Origin of the sequence: Actinopolymorpha alba DSM 45243, from assembly GCF_000373925.1 — a bacterium.
GTDB lineage: Bacteria > Actinomycetota > Actinomycetes > Propionibacteriales > Actinopolymorphaceae > Actinopolymorpha > Actinopolymorpha alba.
This window is the reverse complement of record NZ_KB892755.1, coordinates 14745-29667: the sequence shown is the minus strand read 5'-3', so window position 1 is coordinate 29667 and position 14923 is coordinate 14745. Positions and strand designations below refer to the sequence as shown.

Below are 14923 nucleotides of genomic sequence, written 5' to 3'. Positions count from 1 at the left end.
TGGTTCCCCGACCTGTAAGAAGTGAGGACACCCATGACCGAGCAGGTATCCATACCTGACGCCCATAGGCGGGCTCGTGGCTGCCTGCTCGGTCTGGCCGTCGGCGACGCCATGGGCGCACCAGCGGAGAACATGACAGCGCAGGCGATCCGCGAGCGTTGGGGCGAGATCACCGGCTTCCTTACCGAGCAGCCGAGCGGCACTGACGACACGGAGTACGCCGCGTTCAGTGCGCTGTTGCTCCTCGAACACGGGCATTCTCTGTCGGCCGCGCACATCGCTGACGCCTACCGCCAGCACCTGGTTGGCCGCCAGGGTGGCTTTCCCGGCGCGGGTTTCAGCGAACTCGGGACCATCGTCAACCTGCTGGCCGGCCTGCAACCACCAGACACCGGCCAGCACCTGCACGGATGGAGCGACGGACTCGCCATGCGGGCGGCGGTGTACGGCGTCTTCGCGCCAGGTGACCCCGGCACGGCGGCGAAGTTGGCCCGCATTGATGGTTCGGTCAGCCACAGCGGCGAAGGCGTTCATGCTGGTGCGGCGGTCGCCGCCGCGGTCGCGGCATTGATGGGCGGCGCTGATCCGCGGACCGCGACTGACTACGCGCTCGCCGCTGTTCCGGCCACGTCGTGGACGGCGGCCGGATTGGGTACGGCGATGCACGCCGCAGCCGGGTCCTGGTCCGCCGAGCAGATCTTGGACGCCCTCGTCACGCGGCGCTACCCGTGGACTGATCTCGGCCCGGAGGCACTGGGGCTGGCGTTCGCGGCGTTCCTGCGGGCGGACGGCGAGTTCCGGCGAGCGGTGACGGGTGCCGTCGCCATGGGCCGGGATGCCGATACGACCGCTGCCATCGCCGGCGCGCTCAGCGGTGCGTTCGGGGGAGAGTCGGTGATCCCGGCGGACTGGCGGCGCGCCGCCGGGGTGGTGAGGGGACGGTGCCTCGGCGAGGTCGTCGCTGGTCAGCGGATGGACGAGCTGGCCGAGCGGCTGGTGACGGCAGGACTGAGATCCACGACGCCTCGTTTGGAAGGACGCGCATGAGCGCCGCGCTTGCGGAACGCCGGTCCGGCGCACTGGTGGGCCTCGCTGTCGGCGATGCCGCCGGCTGGCCAGCGCGTCAGCATCGTTCCCTCCTGCTACCGGCCTGGACCCGCCGGATCCGCCGCGAGCTCGACACCTTTGCCGAAGACGCGGAGGTCACCACCCTCCCGGTGCCCTTCGCCCTCAATCAGCCCACGGCACCCCTTCACCTTGGACCCGCCGACGACACCGACTGGGTGGTGTGGACCGCGCAGTGGCTGCTGGCCCTCGGCCCCCACCCCACCCGGGATTGCGTCCACCAGCAGTGGCGCGCGGCGGCCCGGGAAGGAACCCTGCCCCGTGGTCGGATCAGCGTCGCCACGGCCGCCGACGCGCTCGTACGCGGCCGCGAGATTCCGCTGACCGGACAGCACAATCCGCACCACTTCGACGATGCGGCCGCGGTCCGCGCGGTGACGTTCGGGGTCTACGCGAGCAGCCCCGAACGCGCCGCCGAGCTTGCCGGCTGGGATGCCGAGGTGACCAACGCTGAGGACGGCGTACACGCGGCGAAGGCGGTCGCGGCGCTCGTCGCGGCCTGTGTCGGAGGGACCGAACTCGACGCGGCCCTCGACCTCGCCCAGGCGTACCTGCCGGAGCTGAGCCTGATCGGCCGCAACGTAGGCCGCGCCCGCGAGATCGGCCGGACCGCCTCCGGGCCGATGGACGCCGCGGCCTTGCTCGACGACCATCTCGATGTCGTCTACAGCTACGGCGTCGCCGCCGCGGAGACGGTCGCGGTGGCGTGCGCGATGGCAGCGACGGCGCTGCGGACCGGCGTGGGACCGGCCGAGGCGATCGCCGCCGCGGCCTGCCTCCCACGACTCGCGGACTCAGCCCCGGCCCTCACCGGCGCCGTGATCGGGGCCGCCCGCGGACTCGCGGCGCTCCCGGCGGCCTGGGTGGACCGGTGCCGGACGAGCAGCGGCTGCTGCCGGCCCGACCTCGCCGGCATCGACCTCATCGACCTGGCCGCCCGGCTCCCCACCGTTGTGGAACCGGCCACGCCGTCCTCGGGCGAGTTCGCCTCATAAGCCCGGCCCGACCTTCGAAAGGAACAACTGTGACAGCGGGAGCCCTCTTTGACCGTGCTGCTGGATGCCTGTTAGGAGCGGCCGTCGGCGACGCCCTGGGCGGAGCCACCGAGGGCTGGAGCCCCGACCAGATCCGCGCCCGGTGGGGCGGATGGGTGGAGGGGATCGTCCCGCCGTACTACGCCAACTGGCGCGAGGCACGCCCGATCGCGCCGTACCACAAGGGCGACGGGCACGTGACGGATGACACCTTGATGACGAACCTACTGATCGAGGTGTACGCCGAGGCCAACGCGCACCTGACGGCGTACGACGTGGCCGAACGCCTGGTGCCGAAGATGATCAGTACGCCGGTCTGGGTGCCCGAACTCGAAAGCATGGCGCTCCCCTTGCAGCGGGTCTTCCTCGCCGAGAAGCACATGGCCCTGCGCCTGAACTGGGCGCATGCCGATCCGCGCGAAGGCGGCGTCGGCAACGCGGTGAACTGCGGCGCGGCGATGTACGTCGCACCCGTAGGAGTGGTGAACGCGGGCGATCCAGATGGAGCGTACGCCGAAGCGATCGACATCGCCGGCGCCCACCAGACGTCGTACGGTCGCGAGGCGGCCGGGGTGATGGCGGCCGCAGTGGCCAGCGCGCTGCGGCCGGGCGCCACCATCGACCAGGTTGTCAACGACGCCTTGCGGTTGGCGAAGGACGGTACCCGCGCGGCGATCGAGCGGGTCGTCGAGGCGGCGCAGGCCGCGGACCACTGGACCGACGCGATCACCTCTGGCGTTCTGCGAGCGGCGATGCGGGAGTTCGACACGGTCGGCGACGACTACCGGGACCAGGGCCTCGGTGCCCGCCGACCAAGTCGCCTGCATTCCATCGAGGAGTTGCCGGTGGCGCTGGGGATGGTGGTCCTGTCCGGCGGACAGTGGACCGATGCCGTTCTGGGTGGGGTCAACTACGGCCGCGACTCCGACTCGATCGCCACCATGGCCGGTGCGATCGCCGGAGCGCTCGGCGGCCGCGACGTGGTTCCGGCCGATCTCGTCGAGGCGGTGGGTACGGCAAGCCGCCTCGACCTGGAGGGGCCGATTGCCCGGCTGGTACAGGCCACAGAGACGATCCGGAAGGCGGACGGGGCCCGCCGCGCGGCTGCGGACGCGGCGTTCGACGCGCTGACGGGCGCCACTCAGCGCCCGCCGTCCGAGACCGCTCCAGCGCAGGCGTCGTGATGAGACTGACCTGGATCCAGCCGCCGGATCTGGTGGGGCACGCGCTCCACCGGGCTGAACTCGCTCGCCTCGACGTGGCGGCCCTGCGCGCGCAATGGGTCGACGCCGGCGGCGACCCCCGTCCCCTCCATGCCGGCGCATCGGACCTGCCGTTCTCGGCGGAGCTGCGGGCGCTGGCCGAGCGGCTCCTCGACGAGCTCGACGCCCTCCCATCGCCGTACGCCGACCGCGAACCCACCGACCTGCCGGAGATCGCCCACCTCGCCCCCGCGCTCCGGGACTCCGCATCGGCCGCGCCCGCGGCACCGGCCGCACCGGCTGCCGCGTCCCCGTCGCCGGGCGCCCCGTCGATGGATCGGTACCACGGTGCGTGGCTCGGCCGCGCGGCTGGCTGCCTGCTGGGCAAGCCGGTCGAGAAGATCCCCCGCCGGGGCATCCGGGAGATCCTTCAGTCGCAGGGGCGCTGGCCGTTACATGCGTACTTCACTGAACGTGATCTGCCGGCTGAGGTCGCGGCCCGCTGGCCATGGAATCGGCGCAGCGCGCCAACGTCACTCGTCGAGAACATCGCGGGCATGCCCGAGGACGACGACCTGAACTTCCCGCTGCTCAACCTCGCGCTGCTCGAAGACCATGGTGCGTCCGTTACGACCGAGGACATCGCGCAGCGCTGGCTCGAGGCGCTACCCGCGGGTCGGGTTTTCACCGCCGAGCGGGTCGCCTACCGCAACCTCCTGCTTGGATACCCGCCTCAGCGGTGCGCGCGGGTCCGCAATCCGTTCCAGGAGTGGATCGGCGCCCAGATCCGCGGCGACGTCTTCGGCTGGGCCGCACCCGGCGATCCGGCCAGAGCGGCGCGACTCGCCTGGCGCGACGCGGTGCTCACCCACACCGGCAACGGCGTGTACGGCGAGATGTTCGTCGCGGCCGCGAGCGCCGCGGCACTGGTGGCTGACCGCGTGGACGAGGTGCTCGATGCGGCGCTCGACGTCGTACCCCCACAGTCGAGGTACGCGGAGGCGGTGCGCTTCGCCCGCGATCTGCCGGCCACCCATGCCGACTTCGAGGACGCCGTTGACGCCATCGCGGAACGCTACGGCAACCTGCACTGGGTCCATGTCCTGAACAACACCGCGCTGGTCGTCGCGGCACTGGCGTACGGCGACGGCGACTACTCCGCGAGCATCACCCACGCGGTGAGCGGTGGCTGGGACACCGACTCCAACGGCGCGACCGTCGGCTCGATCGTCGGGGCACTCACCGGGGCGCGGGCACTTCCTCAGTCGTGGATCAGCCCCCTGGACAACCGGCTCGCCTCGACCCTCGCGGGCTTCGACGGGATCGGTTTCGACGTCCTTGCCGCGCGCACCAAGACGGTGGCCGACCGGCTTCGGTCGACCTCATGACACACCTCTGAAGGAGACCCGCGATGAACGCCCCACTCGACGGTCTACGGGTCATCGATATGTCGACGTTGTTCGCTGGCCCGATGGCCGCGATGCACCTCGGCGACCTGGGCGCGGAGGTCGTCAAGATCGAGCATCCGCGCCGGCCCGACCCGGCCCGCGGACACGGACCGGCGAAGGACGGCCAGAACCTCTGGTGGAAGACGCTCGGCCGGAACAAGCGGGCGGTGACCCTCGACCTGTCGCGGCCGCGTGGGCAGGAGGTGTTCGTCCGGATCGCCGAGACGGCGGACGTCGTGATCGAAAACTTCCGCCCGGACACCTTGGAACGCTGGAACCTTGGGTACGCCCAACTGTCCGCGGCCAACCCCGGGCTGGTCCTCGCTCGCGTCACCGGCTTCGGCCAGCTTGGTCCCTACCGCCGCCGGCCGGGGTTCGGCACGCTGGCCGAGGCCATGAGCGGATTCGCGTCCCTCACCGGTGAGCCGGATGGTCCGCCGACGCTTCCGCCGTTCGGTCTGGCTGACGGCGTCGCGTCGTTGGCGACGGCGTTCGCCATCATGACCGCACTGCACGCACGTGCGGCCACCGGGCGTGGTCAGGTCGTTGACGTGGCGATCATCGAACCCATCCTCGCCATGCTCGGACCCCAGATCACCCGCTGGGACCAACTCGGCACCATCGCGCCGCGCACTGGCAACCGGTCGGCGAACAACGCGCCGCGCAACACCTACCGCACCAGCGACGGCAGCTGGGTCGCGGTGTCGACCAGCGCGCAGAGCATCGCCGAGCGGGTCATGCGGCTGGTGGGGAGGCCGGAGGTCATCGACGAACCATGGTTCGCCAGCGGGTCCGGTCGGGCCGAGCATGCCGATGTCCTCGACGAGGCGGTGGCGCGCTGGGTGGCCGGGCGTACCCGGGCTGAGGTGCTGGAGGCGTTCGAGGCGGCCGAGGCGGCGGTCGCGCCGGTGTACGACGCGGCCGACATCGCGGCCGATCCGCAGTTCGCGGCGCTCGGGACGGTTCAGTACGTCGACGATCCCGACTTCGGGCGGATGGCGATGCAGGGTTCGCTGTTCCGGCTGTCCGACGGCTCCGGCGGGTCGGAGCCGTCGCGGCCACCGGGACCGTCGGGTAGCTCTGCCGGCCCCGCCACGATCCGATTCACGGGTCGGGCGCACGGCGCCGACACGGCCACTTTCCTCACCGAGCTTGGCCTGGACCCAGCCGAGATCAAGGAACTCCGCGACCAGGGAGTCCTCTGATGGCCGCGTTGACCTGGTTGTACGTTCCGGGTGATCGACCCGAGCGGATCCGCAAGGCCATGACGAGTGCCGCCGACGTGGTGATCGTCGACCTCGAGGACGCGGTCGCCCCTGCCCACAAACCCCTTGCGCGGGCCGCTCTCGCGGAGGTTGTCGAGGAGTTCCCGGGCCGCGCCGTGGAAGTACGCGTCAACGCCATCGACAGTGCGTGGTTGGCCGCCGATCTCGACGTGGTGGCCGTACTACCGCCGAACGTTTCCGTACGTATACCCAAGGTCGAACGGATCGACGACGTAGCCACGATCATCGCCCGGGTTGGGACAGGTCGAGCCCTGACGTTGCTGTTGGAGTCCGCACGTGGCGTTGAACGCGCGGCCGAGCTCGCCAGCGCTCATCCGCAGGTGGCCGCGATCGGTCTGGGTGAAGCCGACCTGTGCTCGCAGCTCGCGATCAGCGAGGAGGACGCGCTGGGCTGGGTACGCAGTCGTATCGTCGTCGCGTCGGCGGCTGCCGGACTCCGCCCGCCCGCCATGTCGGCGTTCACCGATGTCAGCGACCTCGCCCGGCTTGCGCGTTCCTGCCAGGTCGGGCGGAGTCTGGGAATGCTCGGGCGCGCGGCGATCCATCCACGACAGCTACCGGTGATCGAGGCGGCCTTCGCGCCCTCCTCCACGGAGGTCGCCCGTGCCCGGGCCGTCATCGACGCGCTCGCACAGGCAGAGGTCGCGGGCGACGGCACTGCCGTACTCGCAGACGGACGTTTCCTGGACGTCGCGATGCGACGCGGCGCCGAGCGTGTGCTTGAGTTGGCCGAGCGGACGGGTACAACGCCTGCCGGGGCGGGTTCGGAGGGAGCGTCGTAAGGGCTTCCCCCGCAACGTGCTGTTGACTGCGATCGGGTTGTCAGCAATCGGCCCGAGTACACGCTCCGCTATGTGAACAACTCCCCAAAGCTCCTTCGCCGCCTCAGTAACTTGGGCCGAGGCTGGGCTCGAAATGGCGTTCAAGATCGGCGCCGGGAGCCGCCCGGCCGCTGCGTCGGATGAGAGGGGTTCGCGTCATGGGGTTGGAGTCGTTCGCGCTCGACGGCCGGGTCGCGCTGGTCACCGGCGGCAACCGGGGCCTCGGGCTGGTCATGGCGACGGCACTGGCCAGCGCGGGTGCTGAGGTCGCGGTGGTCAGCCGCCAACAGGCACAGGCCGAGCAGGCGGCGGCCGGCATCGCTGACGCGAGCGGGCGGCGGACCCTGGGGGTGGGCGCGGACGTGACCCGGGCCGACGACGTCGAACGCGCGGTCGCGGCGGTGGTGGAGCAGTTCGGTCGGCTGGACATCCTGATCAACAACGCGGGTGTGAACATCCGTAAGCCGGTTGAGGAGTTCGACGAGGCGAGCTGGGATCTGGTGCAGGCGACCAACCTCAAGGCGCCGTACCTGCTGGCACGTGCGGTCTCGCCCCACATGAAATCCAGGCAGTACGGCCGCGTCATCAATGTCGGATCGATGCTCGGCGTGACCGCCTTACCCGACCGCAGCGCCTACTGCTCGAGCAAGGCAGCCGTGATGCAGCTGACCAAGGTGCTCGCACTGGAATGGGCCGGACACGGCATCACGGTGAACGCCTTGTGCCCAGGGCCGTTCGCCACCGACCTGAACATTCCTGTGATCGAGAACCCCGAGACGAACAAATACTTCGTCGAGCGGATTCCCTTAGGACGTTGGGGAAACCCCGAAGAGCTCGCCGGCGCGGCGATCTTCCTCGCCTCCGACGCGTCGAGTTTCATGACGGGTTCGACGTTGGTGATCGACGGAGGGTGGACAGCGCAATGAGTTCATCAACAATGCGGGTGGGGCTGACAGTGGCAGGCACCACGTACAGCATGGGCCTGCACCCCGCGGCCGGCCGCCCCGCGATCACTCCGCGCGCGGTGATCGACCAAGCTCTCGCATTGGGCCTGACGGGTGTGGAGCTACCGGTCAGACTGCTCGAGGGTGAGGACGTTGCGGCGGTGGGGCGGTACGCGGCAGAGCGGGATGTGTTCGTCACTCTTGACACCGGCGGCTACGAGCCGGACCACCTCGCCCGCGTGATCGAGATCGCCGTACAGATCGGCGCGCCCACGGTACGCACTGTCGTTGGTGGCGCGAAGATCGGCGGTGACCGGCGACCGCTGGCCGGGCGATGGCAACCCTTCCTCAACGAGGTCCAGGCGAAGCTGCGGGTCGCCGCCGGTGCTGCCGAGCGCGCAGGCATCAACCTGGCCGTGGAGAACCACCAGGACCTGGCGTCGGAAGAACTCCTGTGGCTGTGCGAATCCATCGACTCGCCGTACTTCGGCATCAACCTCGACACCGGTAACCCGCTGGGCACCGCCGAGGAGCCCGTCGACTACTTCCGCCGGGTCGCGCCCTTCGTCAAGAACGTGCATCTGAAGGACTACTGGACCTGGTGGAGCGAGGAGGGATACCTGCTGGTCCGTTGCCCGCTTGGACAGGGCCTGACCGACTTCCCGGGCCTCCTCGACATCCTCGACGCCTCCGTTCCCGGCGTCACCATGGCGATCGAGCTCGGCGCGCTGGAGGCCCGAAACATCCGGGTGCTCGCCCCGGACTTCTGGCCCGACTACCCGCCGAGGACCCCGGCCCAGCTGGCTGAGGCGCTGCGGGTGGTGCACGCCAACGCCAGGTCGAGCGGCGACTGGCGTACGCCGTTCGAACGCGGCGAACCCACCGAGGTGATCGTCGCGTACGAACAACGGCAGCTGGCCGAGAGCCTCGGCTACCTGCAAGCCCTGCAACGGATGCGCACCCTTGGTCCAGGAACTCGCGAAGGGCAAGGTCGATGACAACCCCGGATCTTACCGGCAAAGTCGCCCTGGTCACCGGTTCCAGCCGGGGCCTGGGCCGCCACTATGCGCTGGAGCTGGCGCGGCACGGCGCGGACGTGGCGATCCACGACGTGGACGTGACGGCGGCCGCCAGGTTCGGTGAAGCGGAGTCGGGCATCGCGGTGGCGAAGGAGATCCGTGCGCTCGGCCGCCAATCGGGCTTTCACATGGCCGACCTGACCGACGCAGCACAGTCCGAGCGACTCGTCTCGGAGGTGATCGAGTCGTTCGGAACGATCGACATCCTTGTCAACAACGCCGGCGGCGACATTGGCGCCGTCACTCCACGACCGGATCCGAATGATGCGTTGGACATCGACCCCGACGACATCCGCGCTGTTGTCGAACGCAACGTGTTGACGACGATGTACGCATGCAAGTACGCCGGCCAGCACATGCGCACACGCCGTAGCGGCAAGATCGTCAACATCGGCTCGACCGCCGGTCACGTGCCGGCCCGGACAGGCATTGTCTACGCCGCGGCGAAGGCGGCCAACTCGCACTACACCAGATGCTTGGCCGAACAGCTTCGGCCTTTCAACGTCAACGTCAACTGCCTTGCTCCGAGCCCTACTTACACCGGCCGGTTTCTCGCCACTCGTGAAGTAGCCGATGAGAGCGACAAGTCGCCGCTGCAACGCATCGCACAACCCGGCGACATGGCCTCGATTGTGCTCTTCCTCGCGGGACCGGCCTCGGACCACCTCACCGGCGAGACGATCGTCTGCTGGTAGCCGCTCGGCTCGCTTGCAGAATGGAAGCGAGCCGGTCGTACGGGCGCTTCTGGCGACCCGCGATCAAGCTCGCGTCGCAGCGCTGGGCATACGACCCGGACCGGCTCGCCGGCGCCGCAGGCTAACCGGCGAAACAGTGGAAGCTTTTCCGTGTCCTGACCCGGAAAAGTCTCCACTCCCCTCCCCTTTCGCCAAGTTGGGTCCTAAAACTGTAGACCGCGCGGCCCTTCGGTCTACAGTTTCAGGACCCAACTCGAATCGGAACTGGACCGCGAACACGTGCGCCAATGGGCGCGGGTCCGAACAATCGACCGTGCCCAACTCAGCTGGGAGCGGAACCACCCGCAACCGGTCCTTGACACCACCAATGCGATCGCCGAGTTCCGACCTGCCTAACGTCGTCCCGCCAACTTGGGCTCACGCGAGCATTGATTACGGTTCGCGCACCGCGAGGTCGTGATCCAGGCCTTGCGTGATGCCTTCTTGTTGATTGATCGTTGCTGCGTAGCTGGCGAGGAGTTTGAGGCGTTCGTCGGTGGCGGAGTTGGGTTCGGCGGTGTAGGCGAACATCGTCCAGCCCGGGTTGGCGGGTAGCTCCATGGCTTCGTAGTTGAGCTCGAGTTCGCCGACGACGGGATGGTGGATGCGCTTGATGCCGGTGCGGTGGAAGCGCACGTTGTGTTTGGCCCACCTGGTGCGGAATGCATCGCTTCGGGTGACAAGTTCACCAATGAGGTCGGTGAGGCTTTTGTCATTGGGATTGCGGCCGGCGTAGCTGCGGAGGGTCGCGACGATGTCGTCAGCGCCTCGTTCCCAGTCCGGATAGAAACTCTGCGCTTCGGGATTGAGGAACATGAAGCGGGCGTTGTTGGCCGGGCGGACGGGATCCTTGAGGACCGGTGCGTAGAGCGCGCAGCCAAGCTGGTTGGCGGCGATGAAGTCCATGCGCTCGTTGCGAATCCGGGTCGGCGCGCCGGTAACGGCGTCGAGGAATCTCCGCAGCGTGGGCCGGATCTGCGGCGCCGCGTTGGTCGAGGGGCGCCTCCGGCGAGTGGTCCGAGTCTGGGCAGCACGGGCGAGGTTGAAGAGGTGGCTGGTCTCGGCCTCATCCATCCGGAGAGCGCGCGCGATCGCTGCGAGCACTTCGTTCGAGACACCGGAGAGGTCTCCGCGTTCGAGGCGGGCGTAGTAGTCGACGCTCACTCCGGCGAGGAAGGCCACCTCTTCGCGGCGCAGGCCGGGCACTCGGCGACGCCCGCTGACGGCCAGGCTCGCCTCTTCTGGCGTGATCTTGCCGCGGCGCGAGCGAAGGAACTCACGCACCTCGGTTCGGCTGTCCATGGCGTCAGGGTATGCCGCCGCTCGAGGTGGTGGCAGGCACTGCCAGGACACCCCTCAGAGCTGAGAGGTGGTCTGCCAGTACACGGATCAGCAGGAACTTCCTCCCGCGCCAGCGCTGCGGTGTGCTGGCTCGCGAACCCGGATCGCCGGGCTCTGAGTCTCGTATGAGAACCGAAAGGAGCCAACACGACATGAGTACGTGGTTGATCACCGGCTGCTCCACCGGCCTGGGCCGCGCCCTTGCCGAGGCAGTCCTCCAAAGTGGCCACAACGCGGTCGTCACCGCCCGCGACACCTCGAAGATCGCCGACTTCGCCGACGCGTACCCCGACACCGCGCTCGCGCAGCCACTCGATGTCACCGACCGGAGCCAGGTCGAAGCCGCGGTGCGGGAGGCAGAGGGACGATTCGGGCGCGTTGACGTTCTGGTCAACAACGCAGGGTATGGCTACCGGGCCGCCGTCGAGGAAGCCGAGGAAGCCGATGTCGAGCAATTGTTCGCGACGAACTTCTTCGGCGCCGTAGCGATGACCAAGGCCGTCCTGCCGGGCATGCGGGCGCGGCGGTCAGGCGCGATCGTCAACGTCTCCTCGATGGGTGCCCGGATCTGCCCACCCGGATCTGGCTACTACGCCGCCACCAAGGCCGCTCTGGAGGGACTGTCAGGCTCGCTGCAGAAGGAGCTTCAGCCGCTCGGCATCACCGTCACGATCGTGGAACCCGGCGCGTTCCGCACCGATTTCGCCGGGCGTTCCCTCACACAGTCGGCCACGACGATCGCCGACTACGCCGACACCGCCGGGAAGCGACGCAAGGAGAACGCCACCGTCCACGGAACCCAGCCCGGAGACCCGGCGAAGGGCGCCCGCGCGATCATCGCCGCCGTCGAGTCGCCGGCCCCGCCAAAGTTGCTGCTGCTCGGCGAGGACGCGCTCACCGCGGTCACCGGTGTGCTCGACGCTGCGCGCGCCGAGATCGAGCAATGGAGCAAGCTCACCGTCAGCACCGGATACGACCCTGTGACTCTTTGAGCGAACCCCGTCGTTGCACTGCCGGCGGACTGTCAGGCTGTGAACCACTCCCGCGCTGGGCATGCGTGTCGGGGCACGTCCTGTGCGGCCTGCGGCTAGGTTCGTTGGCCGGTGACGCGAGGACCGGGGTGTGGTCGAGGTGACGGGTGTCGATTTCCGCGATACGGCGGCTGGGCGGCGGCAGAGTTGGCGAGGTGCGAAGAAGCACGTCAAGCGGGTCCTTGGCTGGCGGGTGCCGAATGTGGCGATGCGGTGGGCGGTGGCCGCGGTTCGACCCGAGTTACGGCAGACCGGACGGCTGCCCGCACCGGCGGCGCTGAGCGAGGTTGCCGGCGTCGTAGCGGAGGAGCGGTTCGTGATGCTCCGGCCGGCGGCCTGTGTGGTGGCGAAGGAGCTGTACTGGGGCAATGGTCGACGCCCACAGCCGGCCGATGACTTCGCTGTCCAGATGTTCGCCGCTCTGGCCCGGTCTGCCGATGTGCTGCTCGATGTCGGCGCGTACACCGGGCTGTTCACCTTGGTGGGGACGACCGTCAACCCGAAGCTCGTGGCGCACGCGTTCGAGATCGTCCCCGAGGTCTACCGGATGCTTTTCGACAACTGCGTACGCAACCGCGTCCTGGACCGGACAACCCTGCATCACGTGGGCATAGGCGTTCCCGGCTCGACTGTGGACATGCCCATCGCCTCCGGTGACGCCGCTCTGCCCTGCTACTACTCCGTGGACATGCGCTTCAACGACGGCGTGCCGATCGCCATCCGCTCCCTCGACTCCTTCACCGAGGTCGCCGACGGCGACGCCCGCGTGATCATGAAGATCGACGTGGAGGGCGCGGAGGCGGCCGTCCTCGAACACGGGCAGAGCTTCCTCAGGACCCACCGGCCGGACATCCTGTGCGAGGTGCTGGAGCAGGCGGACGAGGCGCGCCTCGCGCGGCTCCTCGCACCCCACGGCTATCGGTTCCATCTCGTCCAAGATCACGAGCTGGCCCCCGCGGGCGACCTCGTACCAAACCCGCGCCACCGGGACTGGCTCCTCACCACCCAAAGCTCCGAACAGTTGCGTGACCTCGGAATCTCGGTGGCCACCGCCTAGCCTCAGTCGCCGTCATCAGGCTGCGCCCGGGATCGGCGCGTTTCGAAGATGATGACGCCCGTTAGCCCTTGTTCGTTACTCCCGTTACCCTATGAGGTTGTGGAGAAGCAGATTGGCAATCCCGGCGGGGCCAACTCGCCCCGCGCACGCACCCGCGGATCGACCAGCGCGGGCGACGTCGGAGCACCGTGGCTGGTTTTGGTGTACCGCGTTCCGAGCGAACCCACCCGCCTGCGTGCGGCAGTGTGGCGGCGCCTGAAGGCGCTCGGCGCGATCTACCTCCAGAATTCGGTCGCCGCGATGCCGTCCACCGTCGGCGGGGCTCGCGCGTTCCGCGCGTTGCGCAACGAGATCGTCGAGGAGATGGGTGGCACCGCGCTGCTGCTCGCATCGGAAGCGTTGGTAGGTGAAGCCGACATAGTGGCGTCGTTCAACGCAGCACGCGACGAGGAGTATCAAGAGATCGTCGATCGCTGCCAGGCCTTCCTTGATCGGATTGAGAAGGAGACCGCCGAGAAGCGATTCACCTACGTCGAACTCGAAGAGAACGACGAGGACCTGACCAAGCTTCGACGGTGGTTCGACAAGGTTCGCGGTCGTGACGTGCTCGGGTCAGATGGTGCACGGCACGCCGAGGACGCGCTCACCGAGTGCACCCAGGCATTGAACGGGTTCGCCGACCGGGTTTATGAGGTCGACACTGCCACCAACTCCGTGCTTCGCGGTCGCCGCTGACGAGAGCCTGGAGTGCGCGGACGACCGTCCGCTCTCCGCCCGGGGTCGACGGACGGAGCATTAGGAGGTCGCGCGACCTCTAATGAAGGCGTCCGAGCTCCCGACTAACGATCTCGGCCGGCAACGGCATGAATATCCCCTCGTCGAGGACCGCCTGCTGGCCCTCGTAGCTGAGGACGTACCTCACGAACTGTCGTAATCCGGGCGGTATCTGCCCGCCTGGCTTCCGATTGAGGAAGAGGTAGATCAGCCGGCTGAGCGGATACCGATGAGTGGCGACGTTGTCCATCGACGGACTCAGGTGTGGCCCACAGTCGTCCGCCGCGAGTGCCAGCGCCTTGACCGTCGGCGTCAGATAGCCAACGCCCGCATAACCGATCGCGTAGCGGTCCTCCGCCACCGCCGAAGGAAGGGGGCGCACCGTCTCTCGCACGGCGATCCCGCTGCGGTATCGCCCGTTGCGAAGGACTCGCTCCCGGAGAAAGTGCTCGAAGCCGTTCTCCGGTTTGGTTCCCCACGGCCTGATTCGTTCACCTGCCCATTCACCCTCGAGGCCGAGCTGTCCCCACGTCACGATGGGTTCATGCCCCGGCGGCGGAATCTCACCGTAGATCGCGGCAAGTTGGGGAAGGGACAGGGAATCGAGCGGGTTGTCAGGATGGACGAACACCGCGATCGCATCCGTATATCCGATCGTGCGGTAACTTCCGCCAGCGACCGCGATCCGCTCTGGGCGATAGCCGAACTTGTCGACGAAGGGGCGCTCCTCGCGCGGTAACAACTCGCGGGCGATCAAGCCCAGGTCCGCCCATTCACCGGTCAGTGCCGGGCCAGCGGACGTCGATCCACCAACGAACCTGTCGATACGGACCTCGGGATGGTAGCGCCTGAAGCCGGTCATCCACCGGTCCAGCAACTCGACTGTGGTGTCCGACTCGACACACCTCAACCACGCGGTGGAATCATCACCCGGCTCGAACTCGGGTAGCTGCTCGTCAAGCTTCGGACGCGACGCCTCAGCACGCGGCCGGGCGTGCGTCCGCTTCTCTATCAGCATATGACGAAGCATATCCGGACAGTCGATCT

14 protein-coding genes are annotated in these 14923 nt (G+C 68.5%); 12 read left to right on the top strand and 2 right to left on the bottom strand.

The annotated features are described in order from the left end of the window. Positions 1-33 precede the first annotated feature (33 nt). The 9 genes from B141_RS0116960 (at position 34) to B141_RS0116920 (ending at position 9634) form a co-directional block, all read left to right on the top strand. Positions 34-1047, top strand: a complete 1014-nt coding sequence (locus tag B141_RS0116960) for an ADP-ribosylglycohydrolase family protein (protein WP_020576369.1) — start codon at positions 34-36, stop codon at positions 1045-1047. Continuing rightward, positions 1044-2120: an ADP-ribosylglycohydrolase family protein gene (locus B141_RS41130; RefSeq protein WP_020576368.1), complete on the top strand. Its 1077-nt coding sequence runs from the start codon at positions 1044-1046 to the stop codon at positions 2118-2120. Before B141_RS0116960 ends, B141_RS41130 begins: the two co-directional genes overlap by 4 nt. 29 nt (positions 2121-2149) lie before the next feature. Further along, entirely contained in the window at positions 2150-3343 is a 1194-nt protein-coding gene (locus B141_RS0116950; RefSeq protein WP_020576367.1) for an ADP-ribosylglycohydrolase family protein, read from the top strand. Next, entirely contained in the window at positions 3343-4749 is a 1407-nt protein-coding gene (locus B141_RS0116945) for an ADP-ribosylglycohydrolase family protein (RefSeq protein WP_020576366.1), read from the top strand. The genes B141_RS0116950 and B141_RS0116945 overlap by 1 nt, the downstream gene beginning before the upstream one ends. 23 nt (positions 4750-4772) lie before the next feature. Next, positions 4773-6014 (top strand): CaiB/BaiF CoA transferase family protein, encoded by a 1242-nt coding sequence (locus B141_RS0116940; RefSeq protein ID WP_020576365.1) that lies wholly within the window; start codon positions 4773-4775, stop codon positions 6012-6014. Continuing rightward, positions 6014-6877, top strand: coding sequence for an HpcH/HpaI aldolase/citrate lyase family protein (locus tag B141_RS0116935; protein WP_020576364.1), 864 nt, complete (start codon positions 6014-6016; stop codon positions 6875-6877). The genes B141_RS0116940 and B141_RS0116935 overlap by 1 nt, the downstream gene beginning before the upstream one ends. A 179-nt stretch (positions 6878-7056) precedes the next feature. After that, positions 7057-7842, top strand: coding sequence for an SDR family NAD(P)-dependent oxidoreductase (locus B141_RS0116930; RefSeq protein WP_040421562.1), 786 nt, complete (start codon positions 7057-7059; stop codon positions 7840-7842). Further along, complete coding sequence (locus tag B141_RS0116925) at positions 7839-8858, top strand: sugar phosphate isomerase/epimerase family protein (RefSeq protein ID WP_202805813.1); 1020 nt, start codon at positions 7839-7841, stop codon at positions 8856-8858. Before B141_RS0116930 ends, B141_RS0116925 begins: the two co-directional genes overlap by 4 nt. Further along, entirely contained in the window at positions 8855-9634 is a 780-nt protein-coding gene (locus tag B141_RS0116920) for an SDR family NAD(P)-dependent oxidoreductase (protein ID WP_020576361.1), read from the top strand. Before B141_RS0116925 ends, B141_RS0116920 begins: the two co-directional genes overlap by 4 nt. A gap of 432 nt (positions 9635-10066) precedes the next feature. Here the strand turns inward: B141_RS0116920 and B141_RS0116910 are convergent, their stop codons facing one another. Further along, positions 10067-10975 (bottom strand): helix-turn-helix transcriptional regulator, encoded by a 909-nt coding sequence (locus B141_RS0116910; RefSeq protein WP_020576359.1) that lies wholly within the window; start codon positions 10973-10975, stop codon positions 10067-10069. A gap of 191 nt (positions 10976-11166) precedes the next feature. Here B141_RS0116910 and B141_RS0116905 point away from each other — a divergent pair, with 191 nt between their 5' ends. From B141_RS0116905 to B141_RS0116895, 3 genes are all read left to right on the top strand, one after another. Continuing rightward, entirely contained in the window at positions 11167-12006 is an 840-nt protein-coding gene (locus B141_RS0116905) for an oxidoreductase (RefSeq protein ID WP_020576358.1), read from the top strand. A gap of 130 nt (positions 12007-12136) precedes the next feature. Then, complete coding sequence (locus B141_RS0116900) at positions 12137-13102, top strand: FkbM family methyltransferase (RefSeq protein WP_020576357.1); 966 nt, start codon at positions 12137-12139, stop codon at positions 13100-13102. A 99-nt stretch (positions 13103-13201) separates the two neighbouring features. Then, the gene (locus tag B141_RS0116895) at positions 13202-13837 is read left to right on the top strand and encodes a Chromate resistance protein ChrB (protein WP_020576356.1); all 636 of its coding nucleotides are present in this window, start codon (positions 13202-13204) and stop codon (positions 13835-13837) included. A 79-nt stretch (positions 13838-13916) separates the two neighbouring features. On the opposite strand, the gene B141_RS41125 is transcribed toward B141_RS0116895, so the two are convergent. Next, positions 13917-14894, bottom strand: a complete 978-nt coding sequence (locus B141_RS41125) for a PstS family phosphate ABC transporter substrate-binding protein (RefSeq protein ID WP_020576355.1) — start codon at positions 14892-14894, stop codon at positions 13917-13919. Positions 14895-14923: the final 29 nt, after the last annotated feature.

Excerpts from the sequence above, each read along its gene's own strand:
- B141_RS0116960 (WP_020576369.1), top strand. The coding sequence starts at position 34 with ATGACCGAGCAGGTATCCATACCTGACGCCCATAGGCGGGCTCGTGGC.
- B141_RS41130 (WP_020576368.1), top strand. The coding sequence starts at position 1,044 with ATGAGCGCCGCGCTTGCGGAACGCCGGTCCGGCGCACTGGTGGGCCTC.
- B141_RS0116945 (WP_020576366.1), top strand. The coding sequence starts at position 3,343 with ATGAGACTGACCTGGATCCAGCCGCCGGATCTGGTGGGGCACGCGCTC.
- B141_RS0116940 (WP_020576365.1), top strand. The coding sequence starts at position 4,773 with ATGAACGCCCCACTCGACGGTCTACGGGTCATCGATATGTCGACGTTG.
- B141_RS0116935 (WP_020576364.1), top strand. The coding sequence starts at position 6,014 with ATGGCCGCGTTGACCTGGTTGTACGTTCCGGGTGATCGACCCGAGCGG.
- B141_RS0116930 (WP_040421562.1), top strand. The coding sequence starts at position 7,057 with ATGAGAGGGGTTCGCGTCATGGGGTTGGAGTCGTTCGCGCTCGACGGC.
- B141_RS0116925 (WP_202805813.1), top strand. The coding sequence starts at position 7,839 with ATGAGTTCATCAACAATGCGGGTGGGGCTGACAGTGGCAGGCACCACG.
- B141_RS0116920 (WP_020576361.1), top strand. The coding sequence starts at position 8,855 with ATGACAACCCCGGATCTTACCGGCAAAGTCGCCCTGGTCACCGGTTCC.
- B141_RS0116910 (WP_020576359.1), bottom strand. The coding sequence starts at position 10,975 with ATGGACAGCCGAACCGAGGTGCGTGAGTTCCTTCGCTCGCGCCGCGGC.
- B141_RS0116905 (WP_020576358.1), top strand. The coding sequence starts at position 11,167 with ATGAGTACGTGGTTGATCACCGGCTGCTCCACCGGCCTGGGCCGCGCC.
- B141_RS41125 (WP_020576355.1), bottom strand. The coding sequence starts at position 14,894 with ATGCTGATAGAGAAGCGGACGCACGCCCGGCCGCGTGCTGAGGCGTCG.